Source organism: Shewanella sp. ZOR0012 (assembly GCF_000798835.1).
GTDB lineage: Bacteria > Pseudomonadota > Gammaproteobacteria > Enterobacterales > Shewanellaceae > Shewanella > Shewanella xiamenensis.
Genome location: NZ_JTLE01000094.1, coordinates 247,588 through 271,477, shown reverse-complemented (window position 1 = coordinate 271,477; position 23,890 = coordinate 247,588). Strand labels below are relative to the sequence as shown.

Genomic DNA, 23,890 nt, shown 5'->3' with positions numbered 1-23,890 from the left:
TGAATGTTTTTAGTGGGAAAAACGAGTGAAATTTAAACAAGCGGAATCTGAACAAGTACAATCGAAACAGGCTGAAATAGACGTCGTTTCGTTATCCTCTGTAGAAAAAGCGCCTGTCAGTTTGGACTCACCCCATTTTGACCAATCAAAAGTTGATGAACATTGGATGCGGGTCGCGATGGCCATGGCAGAAAAAGCCGAAGCCGAGGGCGAAGTGCCAGTCGGGGCAGTCTTAGTTAAAGATGGGCAGCAAATCGCGACTGGGTATAATTTGTCTATCAGTCAGCATGATCCCTGTGCCCATGCTGAGATCCTCTGTTTGCGTGCCGCAGGGCAAACTGTTGAAAATTATCGACTCCTTGATGCAACCTTATATGTGACTCTTGAGCCTTGCGCTATGTGTGCTGGCGCTATGGTGCATAGCCGTATTGCCAGAGTGGTATTTGGGGCTCGGGATGAAAAGACTGGCGCTGCGGGAACTGTGCTTAATCTCTTGCAACATCCCGCTTTTAATCATCAAGTTGAGGTAACATCTGGCGTGTTAGCGCAGGATTGTGCTGACCAATTGAGCCGCTTTTTTAAACGTCGTCGGGAGGAAAAGAAGGCTTTAAAACAGGCTCAAAAGGCGCAGCAGGAGAGGATTTCTTAAGGACTAAATTGAGTTATTGTTTTGATTTAGTCTTGCGCTTGCAGAAAGGTAAAAAATAGTTTGTGACGATTCAGCACTCGGCGATGGCGAATTTTAAGTAAAGTACGACGGCGAGACGCATTGTTATTGATGGTTTTTCTTCTCATATAGACCCCATTTCAATCTTGTTATTGTTTAAGTTAAGGCTACTTTGCTTGGGTTACCATTTTGGTTGAGAGACAATGGTTAACGCTGCAATCATTTTTGTCTTTATTTGTCATTACGACAGTATCAGTAGAGATCTCAGGCGGCAATCCCCCCAGGATGCATCTGCTCTATAAAGCAGCATTTTTACCTCAAAGCGGCATCACTTTAGCGCGTATTCACTTAATCTAAGATTAAAAGCTAAGGCTTATTCTGTTGGCGTTTCAACACTGTGGCGTAACTCAAACTATTTGGCAGATATTTGTTGGGCTACTTTGGCTTATCAGGGCTTAGGGTGCCAGATACTGGTGCGGGTGTATCTTCTGAAGCGAGATCGCTGGGTTCGACGTCATCACTATTTTGCTGTTGAGACTGATTATCTACCCAGACTAGGGTGTCGTAATAGCGGCGAATGCTGTCGACGTAATGCACGGCTTCGCTACCACGGGCATAGCCATAGCGGGTCTTTTGGTAGTATTTGCGCTTTTGTAGCAGTGGTAACACCTTTTTAAGATCTCGCCACGCGTTGGGATTTAACTCCATAGATTCAGCAAGTTTACGGGCGTCTTCCACATGGGCATAACCGATATTGTAAGATGCCAGTGCAAACCACATGCGTTGACTCTCGGGAATCGACTCGGGTAAACGGTTGATCATATCCCGTAAATAGGCAGCGCCGCCGCGGATACTTTCTTCCGCATCGAGTCGGTTGGTGATGCCAATTTCTTTGGCGGTCGGTTGTGTCAACATCATCATACCGCGCACACCCGTCGGTGAGCGGGCATTGGGATTCCAATGGGACTCTTGATAACTGGTTGCTGCTAATTTTCGCCAATCTAAGTCACCGGCGTGGGTTTCAAATAACTGGCGGTAGCGTGGTAACACGGTTTCGATAGCGCGTAGGAAGGCGCGGGTGTCGATATAATCGAAACGTTTAACATGGCCAAAATATTTTTCGTTTAGATGATCGAGTGTGCCAGCTAATTTTTCTTGGTGCCAAAATGCTAGCAGTTGACTCATCAAACCATCGCTATGATTGGCGGGTAATAACCAGACTACATCGAGCTTCTCTTCAAGTACTAATCCAGCGCGGAGATCGGGTAAGTAGCGGCGGTTTATTTGTACGCTACTGGAGTCGGCTATGGTGTAGTCAATTTCTTTATTGGCGATCATTGCCAGCAGTTCTTCGCTGTCTTTATCTGTCACTTGATCCCATACCAGCGTCGGATGGCGTTTCTGCAATTGAGTCAAGGTTTCGACAAATGCTGAGTCGGCAATAACAGTAATTTTACCTTTTAAATCAGTAATATCTTTGGGTGTAGGCATACCTTCACGGTAAACCAATACTTGATTAACCCGATAAAGTGGCGGGCCTAAACGGAATTGCTCGCGCCGTGTTGGGGTTTCTGTCATCCCTGCGGCGATGATATCAATCTCGTTTTTTTTCAGTGCTTCATAGAGCTCTACACGACTGGTATAGGGCACCATTTTTAAGGGGACATCGAGGTATTCGGCAAAGAGCACGGCCATATCATAATCGAAACCGCTGTTGCCTTGGCCCGAGGTCATATAAATTTGCGGGCCATAGAGCGTGCCAACTCTTAATTCGGTGAGTTTATGGGGGACGTATTCTGTTTCTTCCACGGTAACTTGCTGACAGGCAGTCAGTAAGAAACCCAAGATAGTCAAGAACAGAAATCGAGCCATTAAGTACACTTTATTAAATAAAATCAAAAAGATGAATAGTAGAAGGTCAGTGAGGTAACTAAGATAAACTAGCTGACATTGCTGTGATTATATCCGTTTGTCACCGATTACGTAAAAAAATCGTATCGAATGGTGTGCAAACCAAGAAAAAAGGTTTGCTTTTTATCTTATAGGAAACACTGTTTTGCGTAAGGTCACAGGTGATTTGTGACAGACATTTCCCTATAATAGCGCCATCTCTGACCCCTGCAATTATAAATATAAGGTGAATTGACGTGATGGAGATCATCCGCGGAGCCCCAGCACTCTCGACGTTTAGAGTGCAAAAGCTAATGGAGGCCTGCGTAAACGCTGCGCTTCCGGTACGCCAAATCTATGCTGAGTATGTTCATTTAGCGGATTTGAGCGAGTTGCTTGAGACTAATGAGCGCAAGCAACTTGAAAAAATTCTCACCTATGGACCTGCTATCGAAGCCCATACCCCCCAAGGTTCACTCCTGTTTGTTACTCCCCGCCCCGGCACAATTTCCCCATGGTCTTCAAAAGCTACTGATATCGCCCACAATTGTGGTCTAGGTAAGGTAAAGCGTTTGGAACGTGGTGTTGCCTATTATGTGGAGTCAGACACTTTGACTGCCGAGCAGCAACAAACCCTCAAAGGGTTATTGCACGACCGTATGGTTGAAGTGGTTCTGGACGATTTTGCAAAGGCCGATGTGCTGTTTAAACGCACTGAACCGGCGCCTTTCAAGAGTGTGAACGTGTTGGCTGAAGGTCGCCGAGCCCTTGAAGTGGCCAACGTCGAAATGGGTCTGGCGCTTGCTGAAGATGAAATCGATTATTTAGTCGAAAACTTTGTCCGTTTGAACCGCAATCCAAATGATATCGAACTGATGATGTTTGCTCAGGCTAACTCTGAGCACTGCCGTCACAAGATTTTTAACGCAGATTGGACAATTGATGGTGAGGCGCAGCCTAAGTCTCTGTTCAAAATGATTAAAAATACCTTTGAAACCACACCCGACCACGTGTTATCTGCCTATAAAGATAATGCTGCTGTGATGGAAGGTTCGGTTGCGGGACGTTTCTTCCCCGATCCAAACGGTGTTTATAGCTATCACACTGAACCAATGCACGTACTGATGAAAGTGGAAACCCACAACCATCCTACGGCAATCAGTCCATACCCTGGTGCGGCGACGGGTTCAGGTGGTGAGATCCGCGATGAAGGTGCAACCGGTCGTGGCTCTAAACCTAAAGCGGGTTTAACTGGCTTTAGCGTATCGAATTTAAAAATCCCAGGTTTTGTTCAACCCTGGGAAGGTAATTATGGTAAGCCGGATCGCATCGTTAGCGCTCTGGATATTATGACCGAAGGCCCATTAGGCGGCGCCGCGTTTAACAACGAGTTTGGTCGTCCAGCCCTGTTAGGTTACTTCCGTACCTATGAGCAAGAAGTCTCTAGCCACAATGGCGTAGAAGTGCGTGGTTATCATAAGCCTATTATGTTAGCGGGTGGTTTAGGTAATATTCGCGAAGAGCATGTACAAAAAGGCGAAATCACCGTCGGTGCTAAGCTGATCGTACTCGGTGGCCCTGCGATGAACATCGGTCTTGGCGGCGGCGCGGCTTCTTCGATGGCGTCAGGTCAATCGAGCGAAGATTTAGACTTTGCATCAGTACAGCGTGAAAACCCAGAAATGGAACGCCGCTGTCAGGAAGTGATCGACCGCTGCTGGCAGTTAGGCGATAAAAACCCAATCCAATTTATCCACGATGTGGGCGCGGGTGGTTTATCTAACGCTTTCCCTGAGTTAGTGAATGATGGCGGCCGTGGTGGTATCTTCAATCTGCGCAACGTGCCATCGGACGAGCCGGGCATGAGCCCGCTGGAGATCTGGTGTAACGAATCGCAGGAACGTTATGTACTTTCGGTTGCTGCCGAAGACTTGCCTTTATTTACTGCAATTTGTGAGCGTGAGCGCGCACCGTTTGCGGTAGTGGGCGAGGCGACGCAAGAGCAGCATTTAACCCTAGCCGACAGCCATTTCGATAACAATCCCATCGATTTACCACTCGAGGTGTTATTAGGTAAAGCGCCTAAGATGAGCCGTAATGTGGTGTCTAAAAAGGCGGTTTCACCTGCACTTGAGCAAAGCAATATCGATATTAAAGATGCGGTTAAACGCATTCTTAGCTTGCCAACAGTGGCGGACAAAACCTTCTTGATCACCATTGGTGACCGCACAGTAACGGGTCTAGTGAACCGTGACCAAATGGTTGGCCCATGGCAAGTACCCGTTGCAGATTGCGCGGTAACTGCGGCAAGCTTTGATACCTACGCCGGTGAAGCCATGTCACTGGGTGAACGTACGCCGCTGGCACTGCTCGATTTTGGCGCCTCTGCCCGTATGGCGGTGGCCGAATCGATTATGAACATCGCGGGTGCGGATATTGGTTCGTTCAAACGTATCAAACTGTCGGCTAACTGGATGTCGGCCGCAGGTCACCCTGGCGAAGATGCGGGTCTTTATGAAGCGGTTAAGGCCGTCGGTGAAGAGCTGTGTCCAGAACTTAGCCTGACCATTCCTGTCGGTAAAGACTCCATGTCGATGAAAACCGCATGGCAGCAAGATGGTGTGAATAAAACCGTGACATCACCAATGTCATTGGTTATCACGGCCTTTGGTGTGGTGCAGGATATTCGTAATACCGTGACGCCAGAGCTGCGCAGCGATAAAGGTGAAACCTCTTTATTGCTAGTTGATTTGGGCGCGGGCCAAAACCGCTTAGGCGGTTCTTGTTTAGCGCAGGTTTTCGGTGAGTTAGGCGATGTCGCACCAGACTTAGACGATGCTGCACTGTTACGTGGTTTCTTCGAAACCATGCAAAAGCTGGTGGCTAATAAGTTAGTGATTGCTTACCACGATCGTAGCGATGGTGGTTTATTCACGACCTTGGTGGAAATGGCCTTTGCGGGTAACACTGGCTTAGACATTGATATAGAAGATCTACAGGGCACTGATTTAGAAATACTCTTTAATGAAGAGCTTGGCGCTGTGCTACAAGTGAGCCGCGATAACGCTGCCAAAATCGCCGCTCAGTTTGCTATCGCAGGCGTTCCTTGCCATGTGATCGGCACATTAGCCGATGATCAACGCATCACCATTAAAGAGGGTGAGCGTGAAGTGTTCAGTGAAACCCGTGTTGCACTGCGTACCTTATGGTCTGAAACCACTTACCGTATGCAAGCACTGCGTGATAACCCAGCCTGTGCATTAGAAGAATTTAAGCTTAAGCAGGATGAAACTGACTTAGGTTTAACGGTTAAGTTAAGTTTTGACCCAAGTGAAGACGTTGCTGCGCCTTATATCCTTAAAGGTGCTGCACCTAAAATGGCAATCCTGCGTGAGCAGGGCGTAAACTCCCATGTGGAAATGGCTGCTGCGTTTGATCGCGCAGGGTTTGAAAGCCGCGACGTGCATATGTCTGACATTCTGTCAGGCCGCATTAGCCTTGAAGAGTTCCAAGGTCTAGTGGCCTGTGGTGGCTTCTCCTACGGTGACGTATTAGGTGCCGGTGAAGGTTGGGCTAAGTCGATTCTGTTTAACGAGCGTGCTCGCGATGAGTTTTCACGTTTCTTTGAACGTGACTCAAGCTTTGCGCTCGGCGTGTGTAACGGCTGTCAAATGCTGTCAAATCTGAAGGAAATTATTCCTGGTAGCGAGCATTGGCCACGTTTTGTACGTAACCGTTCAGAGCGTTTTGAAGCACGTTTCAGCTTAGTTGAAGTGCAACAAAGTCCGTCATTGTTCTTCCAAGGTATGGCGGGTTCACGTATGCCAATCGCTGTATCCCACGGTGAAGGACATGCTGAGTTTGCTAGTGCACAGGCGCTGGCCTTAGCAGAGGCTTCTGGCACCATTGCGCTGCGTTTTGTGAATGGTAAAGGTGAGATCGCCACCCAATACCCACAAAACCCGAACGGTTCGCCAAACGGGTTAACCGGTATCTGTACTACTGATGGCCGTGTGACCTTGATGATGCCACACCCTGAGCGTGTATTTAGAACGGTTGCGAACTCTTGGCACCCAGATAACTGGGGGGAAGACAGCCCATGGATGCGGATGTTCCGCAATGCGCGAGTCAACTTAGGCTAAGGTTTTTATTGATAAAACTATCACTTAAGTGACTAAAAAGGAGCGAAAATTTTCGCTCCTTTTTTATATATAAAACGCATCTTTTAAAAAAATAATATATTTTAATATGTTAGCTTTGCATGCGTTTATTCTAATGCAGTCAATTTGAAAAATACCGACTTAATCAGCTAAATACCTCTTAATAAGTAGTTCACACAAGTGAAACAAAACCTTATTGCCATTTTTTAACTGCTTTAATGCCAGCCATCTGCGGACAATAAAAATAAAAAGCCCCCAACTCATCGAGAAGGGGGCTCGTTTTGCGCTAACAAAACTTCAAATCAAATCAGTATTATTTCAGAGTAAGCGGTGAACGATTACAGCTCATGCGCTGTATAAAGTTCAACAAAAACACGCTTATAGCTGTTAACCAGACGTTCAAATAAGTTTGTCATATCTCTTTCTCCACACCAAAGTTAGACCTATGTGCGCGGAGTTGGGCTTGTCTGGGACACTTCACCAGTCGTACCAAACCGTCTCCTTAACACAGGAGATATATTAACCAATCTCACAGTCACTCTCAAACGAGAAAAAATACAATTAATCATTAAAAAAACTAATTAATTTTGGTTGGTTTATTTTTGGGTTAATCTTTTTTGTCTTATTAAATCGTTGTTTATATTGATTTATTTTGTGTATTTGCTTTTTTTATGATTATTGTTTTATTAGTGTTAATGTTGTTTTTTATTTGTTTTTTGTTGTTTTTGCTAGTTATGGTAGTAATTTGTTTTAAAGTGCTTAAAAGTTTATTTTTTAATTCTTTCAATCTTGTTCTCTACTTCATATTTGCTTTCCTGTCAACAGGGTGTCAAAGTGAAGTGTGTGCCCTGCCGCAAAACCCATCTAAACCCCTGAGTTTGATTGATTTGAATCAAAGGCGGGTGGTATAAAATACTCACAAATGAAAGCGATTAAATATCTTAACTATCTGATATTTATATCGATGGGATCATTTGTAGGATTGGGTGGTGAGGTGGAAGTCTCAAAGCCGAGCGATAGTGTGACTAGGGTCTCAGTATGCAAGGAAAAAGGGGATTTTTAGGCCTTGCTGCCTCGATGTAATGAAAAAGATGATATTTAACGGTTTATACTGGCTTCAGCTATAAACACAAAATGAAAACTCACTATCCTACAAAGGCACTTGCTATGAATGGCTCATGTTGTCGTAGCAATTGGACGCACCACGTAAGGAGTCACCGATGATTGTTGAAGAGGTTGTTGAGCTATCGCGGCTACAGTTTGCGCTGACAGCCATGTATCACTTCCTGTTTGTTCCCTTAACCTTGGGGTTGGCATTTTTGCTGGCTATCATGGAATCACTCTATGTGATGACTGATAAACAAATTTATAAAGATATGACTAAGTTCTGGGGTAAGTTGTTTGGTATCAACTTTGCCTTGGGTGTATCAACGGGTTTAGCGATGGAATTCCAGTTTGGTACTAACTGGTCTTACTATTCACACTATGTAGGTGACATCTTTGGTGCACCGCTGGCCATCGAAGGTTTAATGGCATTCTTCTTAGAATCGACCTTCGTAGGTATGTTCTTCTTCGGTTGGGATCGTTTCTCAAAACGTCAACATTTAGCGACAACTTGGTTGGTGGCTTTTGGTTCCAACTTCTCCGCTCTGTGGATTCTGGTAGCAAACGGTTGGATGCAAAACCCTGTGGGTAGCGTGTTCAATTACGAAACCATGCGTATGGAAATGACCAGCTTTGCTGATGTTATCTTCAACCCTGTTGCACAGGTGAAGTTTGTCCACACTGTGGCTTCTGGCTATGTAACAGGTGCAATGTTCGTATTAGCGATCAGCTCTTACTACATTCTGAAGAAACGTGACTTACCTTTTGCCCGTCGTTCATTTGCGATTGCCGCCAGCTTTGGTATGGCATCTATCCTGTCTGTTATCGTTCTGGGTGACGAATCAGGTTATAAAGTGGGTGAAGCGCAGCGCGTTAAGTTAGCGGCAATTGAAGCTGAGTGGCATACAGAGCCTGCTCCAGCGGCCTTTACTGCGGTTGGTTTCCCAAATCAAGAAACCATGCACACCGATTTCGCGGTGAAGATCCCTTACGCTATGGGTATCGTGGCAACACGTTCTTTAGATGAAGAAGTGACTGGTCTGCGTGACTTAGTGGCTGAACACGAAGTGCGTATTCGCAATGGTATGAAAGCCTATGAGATGCTGGTGAAACTGCGCGCTGGTGACAAGTCTCCAGAGCTACGTGAAGCGTTCGAAGCGGCGAAAGTTGACTTAGGTTACGGCTTATTGCTGAAGCGTTATACCGACAATGTTGTAGATGCGACAGAAGAGCAAATCAAAGCGGCTGCGAAGGATTCTATCCCGAACGTGGCACCGATTTTCTGGAGCTTCCGTGTGATGGTTGGCTTAGGTTTTGTGATGTTGATTGTGTTCGCGGCGGCCTTCTGGCAAAGCACACGTCATCAAATCGAAGAGAAAAAATGGGTTCTTAAAGCGGCGCTCTTTAGCTTGCCATTACCTTGGATTGCGATTGAGTGTGGTTGGTTTGTGGCTGAATATGGCCGTCAACCTTGGACCATCTCTGAGGTTCTGCCGACCTTTATGTCTGCTTCGAGTCTAACGACTGGGGATCTGTGGTTCAGTATTATTTCGATTTCACTGTTCTACACTGTGCTGCTGGTGATCGAGATATTCTTGATGCTTAAGTTTGCCCGTCTTGGCCCTAGCAGCTTAAAGACTGGTCGTTATCACTTCGAGAAACTAGAAGCCTAAGCAGAGGATTTCATTATGTTTGATTATGAAATATTGAGAGTTATCTGGTGGGCTCTGATCGGCGTACTGTTCATCGGATTTGCGGTCACTGACGGTTTTGACATGGGCGTGGGTGCACTATTACCGATTATCGGTAAAGACGATACTGAGCGCCGTATTATGGTCAACACTATTGCCCCCCATTGGGATGGTAACCAAGTATGGTTAATCACCGCAGGTGGTGCCTTATTTGCGGCATGGCCTATGGTATATGCAGTATCTTTCTCTGGCTTCTATGTGGCCATGATGTTAGTGCTGTTTGCCTTGTATACCCGTCCAGTTGGATTTGACTATCGCTCTAAGATTGAAAATCCAAAATGGCGTAAATCGTGGGACTGGGCGTTGTTCTGTGGTGGCTTTATTCCACCGCTGATCATCGGTGTGGCCTTCGGTAACTTACTCCAAGGCGTGCCATTCAATTTCGATGAGTTCCTGCGTGCGACTTATCACGGTGGTTTATTTGGCCTGTTGAACCCATTCGGTTTACTGGCGGGCTTAGTGAGCGTGAGCATGTTTATGATGCAAGGCGCTGCTTGGCTGCAAATGAAGACCGACGGTGAGCTGCGTGTACGTGCCGCGAATGCGACTCAGCTATGTGCACTGTTAGTGGCAGTATTATTTGCCGCTGCGGGTGTGTGGTTAGCCAATGGTATTGATGGTTATGTTATCACTTCAACCCTTGACCACCATGCATTGTCAAACCCAACGCTGAAAACCGTAGCCGTTGAGTCTGGTGCTTGGTTAGCTAACTACGATAAGTATCCTATTACTATGCTGTTCCCAGTATTAGGTGTGGCATTACCACTGTTAGTGATTGTGGTGAGTCGCTTAAATCGTTCAGGTTTCGCATTCTTATTTAGCTCGCTGACTGTGGCGATGGTGATCTTAACTTGTGGTGCAGCAATGTTCCCATTCGTTATGCCATCTTCATTAGATCCTAACGTGAGCTTAACCATGTGGGATGCGACTGCGAGTGAAATGACATTAACTGTGATGACTTGGGCGGCGATTATCTTCGTTCCAATCGTGTTAAGTTACACTGTATGGACTTACTTCAAGATGTTTGGTCGTTTAAACCGCAAACATATTGAAGATAACAAAGCCTCACTCTATTAGAATTAAGGAGCATCTACTATGTGGTATTTCACGTGGATATTAGGGGTTTTGTTAGCCTGTTCCTTCGGTGTTATCAATGCGCTTTGGCTTGAAAACACGGAGAATATGGACCGCTCAAGCGATGACGCTGAGTAATCGCTAAACTCCAACAGCGTAAATCATCTAAAACCCTGCATCTGCAGGGTTTTTTATTGGAATAAAAAAATACCAGTACGCTAATCCTAAACACGCTGCTTATTCGCATGCATAGACAATAAGCCTGTTTAAGGAGGGAAGATTATGACTGAAATTATCGATAGCAGGGATAAGTCTGTGCCGTTGAAAATGGTTAAATCAATCGTAACAACATGAGAGGCAAAGTTTCTATTGCGTGCTGATGTGTTAGGTGATCAGCGGTTGGAGGGATGCAAGGTAATGTCGGAGTTTGATGTTACCTAAACGAACGAGAATGCCGCAGAAACGCTAGTCAAACATTGCCCAAACAGGCGTCTGGTTCGTTCGCTATTTGTCACTTGCTGTGTGAGGAGAGTAACGGCACATTGCTGCGCGTTTTACGAGGTCGAAATGGCTAGAGCGAACAACATCTTGCCTCAATACATCAACTAAGCTTTGATAAAGTGATAAAAAATACCGCCCTGTTGGGCGGTATTTAAAGCGTGGAGCTTAATTTTAGCTGTATTGGTTAAGCCTTAAACTGGCTAATTTGCTGCTTAAGCGCGACGGCGAGGGAAGATAACTCATTTGCCGAGTTTACTGTTTCAGCCGCTCTATGCTCCCCTTCATTGGCAAGTTCACTAATTTGATGCAGATTATGGGTGATCTCTTGGGCAACACTGCTTTGTTGCTCAGTCGCAGAAGCAATATTGCGCGAGCTAATCGCAAGTTCTCCAATCCTGCGGGTAATTTCCTCAAGTTGTTTGCCTGTTTCTTCCCCTTGATTTGCCGATGCAATACCCAGTTGATGGCTTTGCGACATTTGGTTTGTTGTCGTTTTAACTTGGCTTTGAAGCTTATCGATTGTTTGACCAATTTCCAAAATCGATGATTGCGTCCGTTGAGCTAAAGTTCGAACTTCATCTGCGACCACGGCAAAACCACGCCCTTGTTCACCAGCTCTGGCCGCTTCAATGGCCGCGTTGAGAGCAAGTAGGTTGGTTTGCTCGGCAATACTGTTAATCACTTCTGTGACTTTGCTGATCGCTTCACTTTCTTGGCTAACTTTCTCTACGGCTTGGTGACTTTGACTAAGCTGTTGGCTTAATTTAAGTAGGTCTTGTACTAAGCGTACTTGTTGTTGTTGACCTTCTTTTGCGGCGATATCGACCTGTTGGCTTTGAGTTGCACCCTCTTGAGCGTGATTTGCTACATCGCGGATTGAAGTGGACATTTCCTCAATTGCCGTAGCAATTTGATCCGTTTGTTGCATCAACGCTTGAGCTTCTTCGCCATTTTGTTTGGCAATACGCTGCGCTTTTGATGCCTGCTGTTCAATACTCTGCACCGACGCTTGCAAGGCACTGATTAATTGACGCAGTTCCGATGACATAGTGGAAACACTTGTGGTGATCTTATCGACTTCGTTTTGACTATCTAAAGCTGATGCGGGGAGGTGGTGACTAAAGTCTCCTGAACCTAAGATTTCCATATGGTGTTGGAGTGTGTGCAAAGGCTTGAGTGAGCGCAGTAGCACTAAGGACAGTAGTACGGTAATTAACACTATGCCTGAGACGGCCACAATGGCATTGATCGTCAATAAGAGAAGGCTTTCTTCATTTAATTCATTTGCGTTAACTTGGCCAATCAGCATCCAGTTCCAACCGCTAACACTTTGGCTGTAAGCAAACATCGGTTGGTTTTTGCTGTTGCTATAACGCCATTCAGCTTGATCTTGGGTGGCTTGGCTGAGGGTTAAGCCATCAAGCATAGACTCCGTCACAGGTTCGCCAGTATTAAATTTGGGATGAGCGACGAGAACGTTGTCTATCTTACGCATTAAGAGGAAATGGCCAGTTTCTTCTAGAGTGATTTTATTCACCGCTTTTTGTAATTGGGTTAAGGATTGCGTGATTTCAAAACCGATATATAAGATCCCAATCACTTTTCCTTGCAGATCCTTAATGGGTCGATAGACGGTCATGTAGTCTTTACCAAAAAGTTTGGCGTAACCTTCATAAACCTCGCCCTTGATTAAGGTCGGATAACCTGGATGGGTTTTACCTAAAAAGGTACCTAAGGCGCGGCTGCCATCGGGTTTTTTAAGGGAGGTTGCAATACGAACAAAATCATCTCCAGCGAGAGCAAAGACCGTAGCGGTGCCACCTGTGAGGTTAGCAAAACGGTCAACTTTACTCTTTGAAGAGTTGATTTGTTCTTTTTCATGTAGCAATGCAGGCGTGTTTACGCCAAGTACATTGACCGTTTTATCCAAGATACTGAATTGACCAGGATACATTTCTTTAAATACATCGGCATTGCGTCTTGCTAGTTGCAACAAGCTATCGTATTGAAGCTCAAGCATATCGGATACAGCGTGCATTTCGGCTTTCATGGCACTAATGCCTTTGTCCTCGAGCACATTTGAAGCGGATTTATAGGAAAGAGTACTGAGTATACAGAAAATAATAAGGGTAAGGGCAAACGCGAGAGCACCGATCTGTTTTGCAATAGGCCAATTTTTATAGTTCATTCTGCGATCCTATAGGGTAAAGGTTAACGCTAATGTAACCTAACTTTTACGTCATGGTCTTGATATGGGTCTAAGATTTTCTATTATTTATAGATAGTTCGCTGACATATTGCCAATTCCTACCACGATAACCTTGCTTTATTTTAGCGGATAGGAATATAGCACTTTGCGATAGGGAATGCGGTCTAGAGTGATAAGTTTTGGGGTAAATGGATGACTTCCCATGGCTTATCGCAATCGAACCAATACAAGACGACAAGGAGTGACACTATGTTGGGTGAAAATCATGCGTTAATTTATGAGTTTCCAGATTTTGCTGACCATATTCATCATCTTAAAAAAAACAATGCAATTTTCGCGACCATGGCGCAGCGTTACCATGAGTTAGACCATAAAATTCGCGCTCTAGAGTTAACCAAAGTGCCCACCAATGATGAGCACTTTGTGGCCTTAAAATTAGAACGGCTTCACCTTAAAGATAAGTTGTATCAATATCTGGTTCATGATGCTATTTGAGGCGACAACGGCGATGTATCTGACCTATTGCGGTTTTTCATTAGTAGCAGATACATGGTTGGCACCCAAACGAGTGATAGCAAGGTTGTTAGCAAGGTGCCTCCCGCGATAGCGATGGCAAAGGGCGGCCAAAATCCGCCACCTGCAATAATCAGCGGAATAAATCCCCCCACCGTCGTGATTGTGGTTGAGCTGATATGCCGGCCACAGCCGCTGACAATATTGATAATTACAGCTTTATCTCCCGCTCTGCCATTCGGTGTATCTTCCAGCTCAGCCAAAATCACAATCGCCGCGTTGATCGCAAGCCCCATTAGGCCGAGTAGGGCGATGATCACAGGGAAGCCAAAGGGATAACCAAACACATAGACCGCAAGTAGCCCAAGCCCCGCCGACTGTAATGCACTCAGTAAAATAATCGCTGTTAGCCTAAAGGAGTTAAAGGACAAGACTACTGTAGCTAGTAATAAGGTAACCACTAAAATGATATTAGACAGTAGATTACCTACCGCTTCATTGCGTTTAGCACTTTCACCGCCAATTTCAATTCGATAACTTGCCGGTAGTTTGATTGCGGCCACTTTATCTTTTACATCATTTAAGACTTGGGCAGGTAATACCCCGCTGACGATATAGGCTTCGATCGTGTTGACGCGTTGACCATTACGCCTAGGGATCGCCCCGCGACTGACTTGCACCTCGTTGTGGGACAGCGCAGATAAAGGAACTGCAGTGCCCGAAGGGGTCATGAGCTGGATTTCCGCAATACGGCTCGCCTGCTCGCGGCTACTCTCACCTAGACGCACGCGTATAGGAAGTGACTCGCTTTGTTCTAACACGCTGCCGCCAATCACTCCAGTTGTAGACATTTGGACTTGTCTAGCAATATCCGTCAGGCTTAATCCGCTGATTAAACTCGCATCTTCATTGACCTGAAGCCATACCTTAGGTGCGCCAGCACTTAAGGTGGCGCGGGTGTGGATCACATCGGGCGTTGCAGCCAAAATATGACGGATTTCATCACCCAAGGTGCGTAATGTTTCCAGATTAGGGCCAAAAATCATCAACTCGACCGGGGCATTAAAGGGCGGGCCTTGCTCCAGTTTACGCACCAGCACCTGCGCTTCTGGAAAGTCTTTATCCAAGCTTTGCTGCAACTCTGGGATAAGGGCGTTGGCGCGCTCAAAGTCGCTGGCTTTCACCATAGCTTGAGCATAGTTAGTGGCTCCCTGTTGGCGCTGAGTTAAGTTGTAATAAAACGAAGGGGTATTGCCACCCACAACCCAATCGACTTGGCTGATGCCCTCGATTTGATGCAACAGCTTATCCATCAACTGCACTTGGTTTAAGGTGTTTTCGAGGCTGGCATGGGGTGCGAGATACAGCTCAATTTGGAACATATCCCGATCCGATGGCGGGAAAAACTGCTCAGTCATCTTGCCTGAAGCGTAAAAACCTAACAGCGGTATTATCCCGATAAGCGTAGCGCTCAGCAGTGGGCGATTGAGTGCAAACCTTAGGCTTGCTTGAAAGTAACCGCTTACTAAAGGCATATTGATGCCATGTTGATACCAGACAGGATGTTTACCTTCGAGGCTAAAGCGTCCCGCAAGGCCGGCGATCAAAGTATGGGATATTACATAGGAGCCAAAGAGTGCAAACATTACCGATATAGCGATGCCACTCACAAATTCTCCGGCTGCGCCTGGCATTAATACGATCGGCGCAAAGGCTAGAATAGTGGTAATCGTTGAGCCCGCCAAAGGCAACCACAGGTGATGTAAGGTCTCAGTCACAGCGTTTAAGCGACTCATACCCTGTTGGCGGCGCTGGGAAATGGCATCAACAATTACAATGGCATTGTCCACCATGATCCCAAGGGCGACGACTAGACCTGTGACCGACATTTGATGAATGGGTAAGCCGATATATTTCATGCAGGCTAAGGTAAATAGGGCGGTTAAGGGAAGCGACAGGGCAACGATAATCGCGTTTCTTAAGCCCAAGGTCAGCAGTAAGACGGTGAGAATAATCACAAACCCTTGTATTAGGTTGATAACGAGTCCGCCAAGCCGGTCACTGGTGTAACTGTTTTGCTCAAATAACCATTGCACTTTGATATTTGCGGGAAGCTCGTTGTTGAGCTCATCGACCAGTTGCTTGACTTGTCCTTGCCAGATATCAACACGGGTGTTATTCAACATTCGCGCTGCGACAAACACGCTTTGCTCGCCGTCAACGAGAGCGATGCTATCTGCTGGTTTTTTAGCTTGGCGGCTGATAGTCGCAATATCGCCCAGACGAATGATTTGCCCATCGTTATCGACTTTAAGTGGTACTTGGCGAATACGGTTCTGCGAATCGAGCTCACCTGAGACTTCGACAAGGGCGCGAAAGTGATTATTATTGATCTCACCAGCGGCAATTTTACTGTCGGCGCTGCTTAATATTTTCGCTATGGTACCCGGCGTTAATTGCAACTGGCTCATCTTATAGCCATCGAGCTGGACTAGGATTTCTTCCTCGGGTGCGCCGTAGAGTTTAACGAAATCGGTGCCGGATAAGAGTCTGAGCCTGCTTTGTAATTCCTTGGCATAGCGGTTGAGCATATCCACCCGTGGTTGACTGTTATCGTTCCACACTAGGCTTAAAATCGCGGTGTAGGCGTAGCCAACTTGATCGTCTAAGGTCGGCGTTTGTATGTCATCGGGGAGGGTGTTTCTGGCATCGGCCAGTAGATCTCTCGCCCTTGACCACACTGGCGCAGTATCTGTCACTGTGTCTTTGAGCTCTAACTGGATCACCGAGATACCGGGTCTTGAGGTGGATTGAATCAGCTTTATTTCCTCAAGGCGGCGTAATTGATTTTCTAATACTTCGGTGACAAGTGCCTCGACCCGCTCGGCGGATGCGCCGGGATAAGGAGTGATGACAGAGGCAAAGCGGTTGGTGATATGTGGATCTTCGGTGCGCGGTAAACTGGACATCGCGCCAAATCCCGCGACCAGCAGTAGGGCGATCACTAGGCTGACTAAGCGACCATTTTCGACGAAGGCTTTAATCATGATTACCTCGTCGTTGCTATTGTTGTGGAAACGGCTTGGCCAACGACTTGGCCAACGACTAATTTATGCAAACCTTGAGTCACATATTGTTCGTCGGCTTTAATCGCTCCTTGGATATAAGCCATATCCTGCGTGGTGTAGAGAATATCGACATCGCGACGCTCTATTTGAGTTGAAGCGCTATCAGCTGTTTGTTGCGCCGTAACATAGATATTCCAGCGTCCTCGAATACCATCAATCAGTGCTGAAATTGGCACCCAGTAGCCTGCTTGTTCAACGGTCTGTTGTTGATGTAAATAGGCTATTTCTCCATTTATCACCTTAGCCTGTGCCGGTAGGCTAATCCGCAGTTGTACCGTGCGGCTAATGGGGTTGACCTCGGCACTGATCCCTGCGACTTTAGCCATAAATAGTTGATTCTGGACACTAACCTTTACTTCTTGTCCGGTAGTGAATTGGTTAGCAATGGCAACTGGGACACCGATATAGGCCTCGGTATTGATGCTACCAACTAAGATAAAGACGGGGTTACCCGCTGCAACGACTTCCCCCAAATTATGTTGGCGCTGACTGATGATGCCATCAAAGGGGGCGAGTAAGTGTGATTTGTCGAGTTTGAGTTGATTGGCATGTTGCGAGGCGAGCAGGCGTTGTTTAGCCGCCTCTAGGCTGGTGAGTTGAGTTCGAGTTTCATCGAGCAATTGTTCAGAGACATAACCGGACTTCTTCAGTTCTAGATTCCGTTTGAGAGTGCTGGTGGCAAGGTCAACATCGGCTTGGGTTTGCGCTAAGCTTGCTTGGATTTCTTGGCGCTCGGCTTCAAGCAAGCGGGTATCCAGTTTGGCCAATACTTGCCCCTGAGTCACCTTAGCGCCGCTATCGACAGTTAACTCACTGAGCTTACCCGGTAATTCAAATCCGACGCCCGTGGTATTGCCCGCACGGATTGTGCCAGTGAATACTTGCTCACTCTGATAGCTAGTCGACAAGCGCAGCGGTGCCGTCGTCACGGTTTGTAATTGCGCAGTATTGGCATGCTCTGTCACTTCCTTTTGACAGGCCGTTAAGGTGGTGACGGCAATCACGCAAACGCAAAATACACGCCAAAAACATCGGGCCGCTTGATCCATTTGAATCCTTCCGTTGTAAGCTTAAGGTTAATTTTATGTAACTAGACTTGCTAGTCTAGTTGTGCGGAACTGGACTGTCTAGTCTATTTTATGCTTAACTAATACGAATTAATTATGTTGCTACCTTGAGTGAAGATATGACTCAGTCCACCGAGATCCCGATGAGCCGCAGTGAACAAAAGAAACAGCAAGTGCTAGTGGCGGCCATTGACTTGTTTTGCCGCCAGGGATTTCCCCATACCAGTATGGATGAAGTCGCTAAATTGGCGGGTGTTTCTAAGCAAACCGTTTATTCTCACTATGGCAGTAAAGATGACCTGTTTGTGGCAGCGATTGAGTCAAAATGCGTGGGTCACAATTTACATGACGACTTGCTGAGTGATCCAAGCCAACCCGAAGCTACTATCACCGAATTTGCGTTGCAATTTGGTGAAATGATTGTCAGCCCTGAGGCTATTACCGTCTTTAAAGCCTGTGTGGCGCAATCGGAAAGCCACCCTGAAGTCTCACGCTTATTTTTTGAGGCGGGCCCACAGCATATGCTTACGATGCTGACAAAATATTTAGTGGCGGTTGAGGCGCTTGGATTGTATCGATTTCCACAACCGCATCACTGTGCGGTTCGTTTATGTTTAATGCTGTTTGGTGAATTGAAGCTCAGGTTAGAGTTGGGGCTAGAAACCGAGAGTTTATTGGGGGAACGTGAGCAGTATATTCGGGGTTGTGCCGAGATGTTCCTAAAAGCTTATTGTGTTTAACTAAAGTGGCGTTAAGGTATCAGTTTGTATCACTCTTCGATTAAGAATGAACTTTTGTCTTGGGTAACGCGTATTATACGCAATACATTATTCAACCAGTAACGCAAGGAGCAGGCGTGGCTAAACCACTTCATTCACCAGTCAATATTAACCCCAGCATAGTGTTCATAGGGTTGATTCCTTTGTTGAGTTACTCCGTTTTCGCAGCAGAGCCTCGCCAAGAATATAAGCCTTTTAAGGTCAGCGTATCGCAAATTAGTACCCAGAGTGCCAACGTTGCCAATGGTGAAACAGAGTTGCAGCGGGATAGCCTGTTACTCAACGCTGGCGTGACTATGCCCTTGAGTCAACAATGGTCCGTTGGGATGAGACTTGGCTACGACAGACTTGACTACGATTGGCGTAATATTCGTTTAACAGGCGCCAATAATACGGCAGCATTGTTTAGTGATGCGGGTGAAACCTGGGAAAATATCGATCGCTACCGTGCGAGCCTATCTGTTAATTATCGGATGGATAAGCATTGGTCATTTATGCTTTCGCCACAAATCCAATATGCTTATGCCGATACCGCGTCCGCCAGTAATGCACAGAGTTATGGTGTGGTTGCCTCGGCCATGTATGCCTTTGAATCGGGAAACATGCTGGGCTTTGGTGTGGCCTACTTGAATGACATAGATGAAGTGCGTACTTTGCCTTACCTTGCCGTGAGCTGGCAGATTAATGATCGCTGGCGTCTAGCAAATCCTTTCCAAGCGGGCTTTAGTGGGCCAGCAGGATTGGAACTTAGTTATCAGTTCAATCCCGCTTGGAACGTGGGCTTGGGTAATTCGCGCCGCACGGAGCGATTTTTAATTGCCGATGATGAAACGGTAGTCGAAACCAATGAATGGGTGAGCTATCTGCGAGGTGGTTGGCGTGTGACGCCAGCAATCGCGTTAAATCTCTACGCGGGCTATTACTTTAACGGTGAATTAGAAGTGACCGATGAGGCCGCGCTTGATCTCGATAACCAAGGCGCAGCGGCCTTGGATCTCGAGTTTCGATTTTAATTACTGGCCCAGCATGGCTTCTTTGAGGCTTGTCTGGGCTGGTTTTTCACCTAACCAAATCTTGAGTAAGGCTTGACGGAACATTTCACCTTCAATCGTGGCTTGTTCTTGGCCATTTTTATAGGCGGTCACACCACGGCTTTTGTTGGCGACTAAGGTAAATTGGTCTCCTTGTTTAATTTCATCCTTAAATAGCGCCATAAACGCATCAATTTGTGGCTGAATATCAGTCGTATTATCGGCGGTTGCATGCTCAAAACCTTCGGTTATCGCATCACGCATTTTCTCAGACGTAATCATTCCAGACGTAATATTAAGGCGAATCGCGGCTATCGGAGCATTGATCACCTCGGCGGTGGTTTTGCTGGGAGTGGGCACGTACAGACTACCGACATACAAATCCATAAAGAATTTGCTGCGGACACCGGCGCCATTTAATTGCAGCGCCTGAGCATCGAGCGTAATGCTGTCGGCGACTTGAACACCTGACACTTCTTTAGCTTGGGTAAATAGTGGAAAAAGCAAAGCAGTAGTGAGCGTTAAGGTTGAGAGTAACTTCATTATACACCTCATATTTTTTAGTTATGGCCGTTGAGCGTATCAATCATCTGAGTGACTCGAACGGTGATTTATCTGTAGATTGCGAAGCGATACTAATCGAAACCCAAGAGGAGCGATAGCCTAATCTGTGCAAGCTATCGCTGGTGACTTAGGCAAAACAAGGCGACTTTCCCTTGTCGAGCTCATTAAAAAAGCGATATGTGTGAAGAAATATTCGACCTGTTTAGTTTATTAGCTGACAGGGTCAGCCACGAACGCCTAATTTATATTGGCCATTTTGCTCAAACATCACCGCTTGTTTTTGCTTAGGGGAGATCAGGATTGGGCCATCATCAAAAAACAGAAAGCACTTCCAATTGCGGACAAACACATCCCAACGAGTCTCAATCACTTGATATTTTTCGTAGCAAAAATAGACCTGAGTATCCTCTGGCCACTGAATAAACTCGGCCAACATCTCGGGTAGACTGTTATCTTCACTGTCCCACGCACTCTGCCAATGATCTGTTTTGACCCATGCGTTGGTTTTGGCGGCCCAATCCCCTTTAGTAAACTGTTCGGCGCGGCTACTTTTATTGCTAATCCACTGATTCCACACCAGCATGGCGCTTTTATCCGTTAGCGGCAGAATGACAGTCTTGTCCTCATCGCTCACAGGTAAGTCTTTGTGGTTAAAAATCCACTTACGGCGATAGGTGTCTAAAGGTATGTAGGTATGAGCCAAGCAATATCTCCTAGGAAATGGCAAGATTGAAACGGGCTCATTATAAGATGCTAAGCATGAATAATAAAATCGCCGAGTGGAGTTATTATCACTCGGCAACTGGCTTATTGTGCTTCAGTCATGATTCGGGTGAGTTCTGCCACATAATGTTGTGCTACCTGATTACTCGGATCGACATTGAGGGCATTGGTAAACGCAGTGTGTGCGCCTTCAGCTTGGCCAAGTTCAACCATGAATAAGCCAAGTTTTATCCAAGTCTGCGTATCTGAAGGATATTTTTCTAAGTAGTCTAGATAGACGTTGACTGACTCTTGGATTTTTCCGCGTAGCTTAAGGATATGCGCATACTGTGGCATATACTCGTCGCTATAGGCCAAAATTTTGACAAGGGTTGACTCGGCCAGCTCAAGTTTGCTCAATTTTAGCGCAAGCAGAATAATGTGTTTTAACTCCATTTCTGTATAGAGATCTTCGGGTAATGCTAATAGTGCATCTAAGGCTTGCTGATGTTGTTGCTCTAGGCTGAGTTGTAACGCGAGAGCCAAGTGATACAGCCTTTGCAATTCTGGATTGCCATCGACAAATGGCAGTAGATTTTCTACTGTTATCGATAGACCTTGATTGTTTCTCATTGCGTAAAGCGTCATGATTTTTGTGTAGATATTTTCCGCAGTAGACGCTTTATTTAATGCCTCAACATAGACTGGGCTTACTAGGGTAATATCCTGAGAAAATTGTTCTGTTAATTCATTCCATATCACCTGATCGGATTCAGATAATGTGGGATGTTTATGGTATTTATTCCAAATATAAATACGGCCTGATTGGTTTTTTTTTAACCAAATAGGTGCAAGCAGCGTTAATGAGGTGGAATTTAATTCGAGTTGTCGAAATTTAAGATTATCATAGGATTTTTTAGTGAGTTCCAAAATATCATGGCATATTGTATTGAAGGCTTCATAATAGTTTAGCGTCATTTCATTGATATGGGATTGTGTCCAACTATCGGTATTTCTTGAAGTGAGAAAATGTGAGAACTCATAATAACCGTAGGTTTTAATCAACCGAGACAGTGTGGCGTAGTGAAGATTAATCTCTTCTTCTATTTTGTTGATTTTATCCAACGTTAAGCAGGAATCCTGCGGATCCTCATTCAGTGTTTTGGCAAGCGTAAGTGCTTTTTTAGTTAGCTGCCTTAATGTTTCTAATTGGCTAATGGCTTTACTGCACTCTTGTATTGCGGAGTTTAAGTCATCCTCAGTATTGGGCGTTGCCTCGTTGATCACTTCAATGACGGATTTATCCGTAAATGATGAAAGCACTATTGCCGTTGTTGGCTCGTGAACAATACCCTCAATTTTAGCTGCATTAATTGATAGATTAATAAAGCTAATTTCGGGATAGGTCTTGGCTTCTTCAGCGAGAGACTCCATTGCATGAATAAGCTGAATTGGGGTTTCTGCTGGCAGTCCTGCGTAGGTTTCTACCCATTTATTATTACAGCCTAAACTTGGACCAATGCTGGCTTCAACCGTTCCTTTTGCATGGCTATAACCGGATTTTGAATAGCAATAATCGACGCCACTTAGCAATAGGGTAGTAAAGCCCATTTCGATAGCAAGGCGTATTGAGCTGTTGGTGACCGTTGGGCCGACGGTGATGATATTGTCATGATCATGCTTGCCACTCCAAGGATAGCGTTGACCCAAATAGGCTTTAGGGCCATTCCATTGGGAAAGGACTTTATGACTTACGTGATAGGAATTTACCAGCAAGGTTTTGTGGCTTAATTTAAACATGTCACGGCTTACGTCGAAACTAAAATCCTGAGGGTCGACACAAGTAATAATGTCTACGGATATGCCATTATCGGCTAGTTTTCCTGCGATGCGTGAGACGGCGATAATAAATAAATTGTCGTTATTATGTTTTATCCAATTGATATGTTCGTCAAGGGAAGGGCCACCTGCGATGATTAAGCAGGTTTTCCCGCTAAATGTATTCCGTAGTATTTGGGCTGGTACTTGATTATCGGCGATATTTTTAAGCTGGGTTTGAAAAAAGATTTTTTGGGTAAAACCGATCCTATGGGTGAAATAATCATCCTGAATCTTGGTCTCAATGCGATTGAATAAGGCAATATAGGCATCTAAGTGCTGGGATGCAACGCCTAAGGATTGATGAATTTCGTATTCGTCTTTGATGAGATAGATTTTAAATTCATCATGTTCCATTAACTCAATAAAACTGGCTTCATTAACAATGCTGATTGCAGATTGTTTGTCTGCGGGGATATCGATAACCAATAAGGGCATAACTTCATCTAATTCAACAAAAAGAAATTTAGCACCGAGGGGGAGATCCTGCTCCAACACGTAATTGGCTAGCAGCCCTGAATCCATTCCAACCACAATATGCAGCTTATCTTGTTGAGAAAACGATTGTCTGAAGCGACGATTATATAAGGTTTTAGAGTCAATCCCCTCAAAGGTGTGGCGGTTAATACTAGGCAAGTAGTATTCGTTAAAGCGACTGATCGCAAAGTTATTCAAAATGTGGGCTTGTAGTTGCATGTTTTCCTCGAGTAGAGCGAACAACTGAGCGATTACACGGATGATACGCCAGCATAATGTCACTTCATTCATTGTCTGAGCAAGTGTTACTAGGACTTTGCAAAATATGTTCCAGCAAAAAATTGACACTAATAGGCTGGTACCTTGCTTGAGCTGTAAAGCATTTGTTTGCTAGG

The 23,890-nt window shown here is 45.6% G+C and carries 15 protein-coding genes; 8 read left to right on the top strand and 7 right to left on the bottom strand.

All coding sequences use genetic code 11. The features are described 5' to 3' along the window. Window positions 1-121 precede the first annotated feature (121 nt). Window positions 122-649: a tRNA adenosine(34) deaminase TadA gene (gene tadA / locus L976_RS03015; protein WP_081990946.1), complete on the top strand. Its 528-nt coding sequence runs from the start codon at window positions 122-124 to the stop codon at window positions 647-649. 453 nt (window positions 650-1,102) lie between these two features. On the opposite strand, the gene mltF is transcribed toward tadA, so the two are convergent. Further along, complete coding sequence (gene mltF / locus L976_RS03010; RefSeq protein WP_037420663.1) at window positions 1,103-2,539, bottom strand: membrane-bound lytic murein transglycosylase MltF; 1,437 nt, start codon at window positions 2,537-2,539, stop codon at window positions 1,103-1,105. 278 nt (window positions 2,540-2,817) lie between these two features. Here mltF and purL point away from each other — a divergent pair, with 278 nt between their 5' ends. From purL to cydX, 4 genes are all read left to right on the top strand, one after another. After that, window positions 2,818-6,699, top strand: a complete 3,882-nt coding sequence (gene purL / locus L976_RS03005; protein ID WP_047534036.1) for a phosphoribosylformylglycinamidine synthase — start codon at window positions 2,818-2,820, stop codon at window positions 6,697-6,699. A 1,238-nt stretch (window positions 6,700-7,937) separates the two neighbouring features. After that, a complete protein-coding gene (locus L976_RS03000) occupies window positions 7,938-9,494 on the top strand; it encodes a cytochrome ubiquinol oxidase subunit I (protein ID WP_037420657.1) in 1,557 nt (518 codons plus the stop codon). 15 nt (window positions 9,495-9,509) lie between these two features. After that, window positions 9,510-10,649: a cytochrome d ubiquinol oxidase subunit II gene (gene cydB / locus L976_RS02995; protein ID WP_037420654.1), complete on the top strand. Its 1,140-nt coding sequence runs from the start codon at window positions 9,510-9,512 to the stop codon at window positions 10,647-10,649. 18 nt (window positions 10,650-10,667) lie between these two features. Next, entirely contained in the window at window positions 10,668-10,784 is a 117-nt protein-coding gene (gene cydX / locus L976_RS02990; protein ID WP_011622029.1) for a cytochrome bd-I oxidase subunit CydX, read from the top strand. Window positions 10,785-11,331: 547 nt separating this feature from the next. On the opposite strand, the gene L976_RS02985 is transcribed toward cydX, so the two are convergent. Further along, complete coding sequence (locus L976_RS02985) at window positions 11,332-13,335, bottom strand: methyl-accepting chemotaxis protein (protein ID WP_047534031.1); 2,004 nt, start codon at window positions 13,333-13,335, stop codon at window positions 11,332-11,334. A 270-nt stretch (window positions 13,336-13,605) separates the two neighbouring features. Between L976_RS02985 and L976_RS02980 the strand changes: the two genes are divergently transcribed. Beyond that, window positions 13,606-13,851, top strand: a complete 246-nt coding sequence (locus L976_RS02980) for a YdcH family protein (protein ID WP_047534029.1) — start codon at window positions 13,606-13,608, stop codon at window positions 13,849-13,851. Here the strand turns inward: L976_RS02980 and L976_RS02975 are convergent. Together L976_RS02975 and L976_RS02970 are read right to left on the bottom strand one after the other, a co-directional pair. Further along, window positions 13,836-16,916, bottom strand: a complete 3,081-nt coding sequence (locus L976_RS02975) for an efflux RND transporter permease subunit (RefSeq protein WP_047534027.1) — start codon at window positions 16,914-16,916, stop codon at window positions 13,836-13,838. The two genes, L976_RS02980 and L976_RS02975, sit on opposite strands and share 16 nt — an antisense overlap. A gap of 2 nt (window positions 16,917-16,918) precedes the next feature. Then, a complete protein-coding gene (locus tag L976_RS02970) occupies window positions 16,919-18,046 on the bottom strand; it encodes an efflux RND transporter periplasmic adaptor subunit (RefSeq protein WP_047534025.1) in 1,128 nt (375 codons plus the stop codon). 137 nt (window positions 18,047-18,183) lie between these two features. On the opposite strand from L976_RS02970, the gene L976_RS02965 reads away from it, so the two are divergent. Further along, window positions 18,184-18,804 (top strand): TetR/AcrR family transcriptional regulator, encoded by a 621-nt coding sequence (locus L976_RS02965; RefSeq protein WP_037420637.1) that lies wholly within the window; start codon window positions 18,184-18,186, stop codon window positions 18,802-18,804. Window positions 18,805-18,920: 116 nt separating this feature from the next. Continuing rightward, complete coding sequence (locus L976_RS02960; protein ID WP_047534023.1) at window positions 18,921-19,856, top strand: DUF6268 family outer membrane beta-barrel protein; 936 nt, start codon at window positions 18,921-18,923, stop codon at window positions 19,854-19,856. Here L976_RS02960 and L976_RS02955 read toward each other — a convergent pair whose 3' ends face one another. The 3 genes from L976_RS02955 to L976_RS02945 all read right to left on the bottom strand — a co-directional run bounded on the left by L976_RS02955 (window position 19,857) and on the right by L976_RS02945 (window position 23,714). Then, window positions 19,857-20,417, bottom strand: a complete 561-nt coding sequence (locus tag L976_RS02955) for a chalcone isomerase family protein (RefSeq protein WP_037424887.1) — start codon at window positions 20,415-20,417, stop codon at window positions 19,857-19,859. It abuts the gene before it with no gap. Window positions 20,418-20,661: 244 nt separating this feature from the next. After that, window positions 20,662-21,141, bottom strand: a complete 480-nt coding sequence (locus L976_RS02950) for a DUF2947 domain-containing protein (RefSeq protein ID WP_037420630.1) — start codon at window positions 21,139-21,141, stop codon at window positions 20,662-20,664. 104 nt (window positions 21,142-21,245) lie between these two features. Beyond that, complete coding sequence (locus L976_RS02945) at window positions 21,246-23,714, bottom strand: motility associated factor glycosyltransferase family protein (protein ID WP_047534020.1); 2,469 nt, start codon at window positions 23,712-23,714, stop codon at window positions 21,246-21,248. Window positions 23,715-23,890 lie beyond the last annotated feature (176 nt).

Excerpts from the sequence above, each read along its gene's own strand:
- mltF (WP_037420663.1), bottom strand. The coding sequence starts at position 2,539 with ATGGCTCGATTTCTGTTCTTGACTATCTTGGGTTTCTTACTGACTGCC.
- purL (WP_047534036.1), top strand. The coding sequence starts at position 2,818 with ATGGAGATCATCCGCGGAGCCCCAGCACTCTCGACGTTTAGAGTGCAA.
- L976_RS03000 (WP_037420657.1), top strand. The coding sequence starts at position 7,938 with ATGATTGTTGAAGAGGTTGTTGAGCTATCGCGGCTACAGTTTGCGCTG.
- cydB (WP_037420654.1), top strand. The coding sequence starts at position 9,510 with ATGTTTGATTATGAAATATTGAGAGTTATCTGGTGGGCTCTGATCGGC.
- cydX (WP_011622029.1), top strand. The coding sequence starts at position 10,668 with ATGTGGTATTTCACGTGGATATTAGGGGTTTTGTTAGCCTGTTCCTTC.
- L976_RS02985 (WP_047534031.1), bottom strand. The coding sequence starts at position 13,335 with ATGAACTATAAAAATTGGCCTATTGCAAAACAGATCGGTGCTCTCGCG.
- L976_RS02980 (WP_047534029.1), top strand. The coding sequence starts at position 13,606 with ATGTTGGGTGAAAATCATGCGTTAATTTATGAGTTTCCAGATTTTGCT.
- L976_RS02975 (WP_047534027.1), bottom strand. The coding sequence starts at position 16,916 with ATGATTAAAGCCTTCGTCGAAAATGGTCGCTTAGTCAGCCTAGTGATC.
- L976_RS02970 (WP_047534025.1), bottom strand. The coding sequence starts at position 18,046 with ATGGATCAAGCGGCCCGATGTTTTTGGCGTGTATTTTGCGTTTGCGTG.
- L976_RS02965 (WP_037420637.1), top strand. The coding sequence starts at position 18,184 with ATGACTCAGTCCACCGAGATCCCGATGAGCCGCAGTGAACAAAAGAAA.
- L976_RS02955 (WP_037424887.1), bottom strand. The coding sequence starts at position 20,417 with ATGAAGTTACTCTCAACCTTAACGCTCACTACTGCTTTGCTTTTTCCA.
- L976_RS02945 (WP_047534020.1), bottom strand. The coding sequence starts at position 23,714 with ATGCAACTACAAGCCCACATTTTGAATAACTTTGCGATCAGTCGCTTT.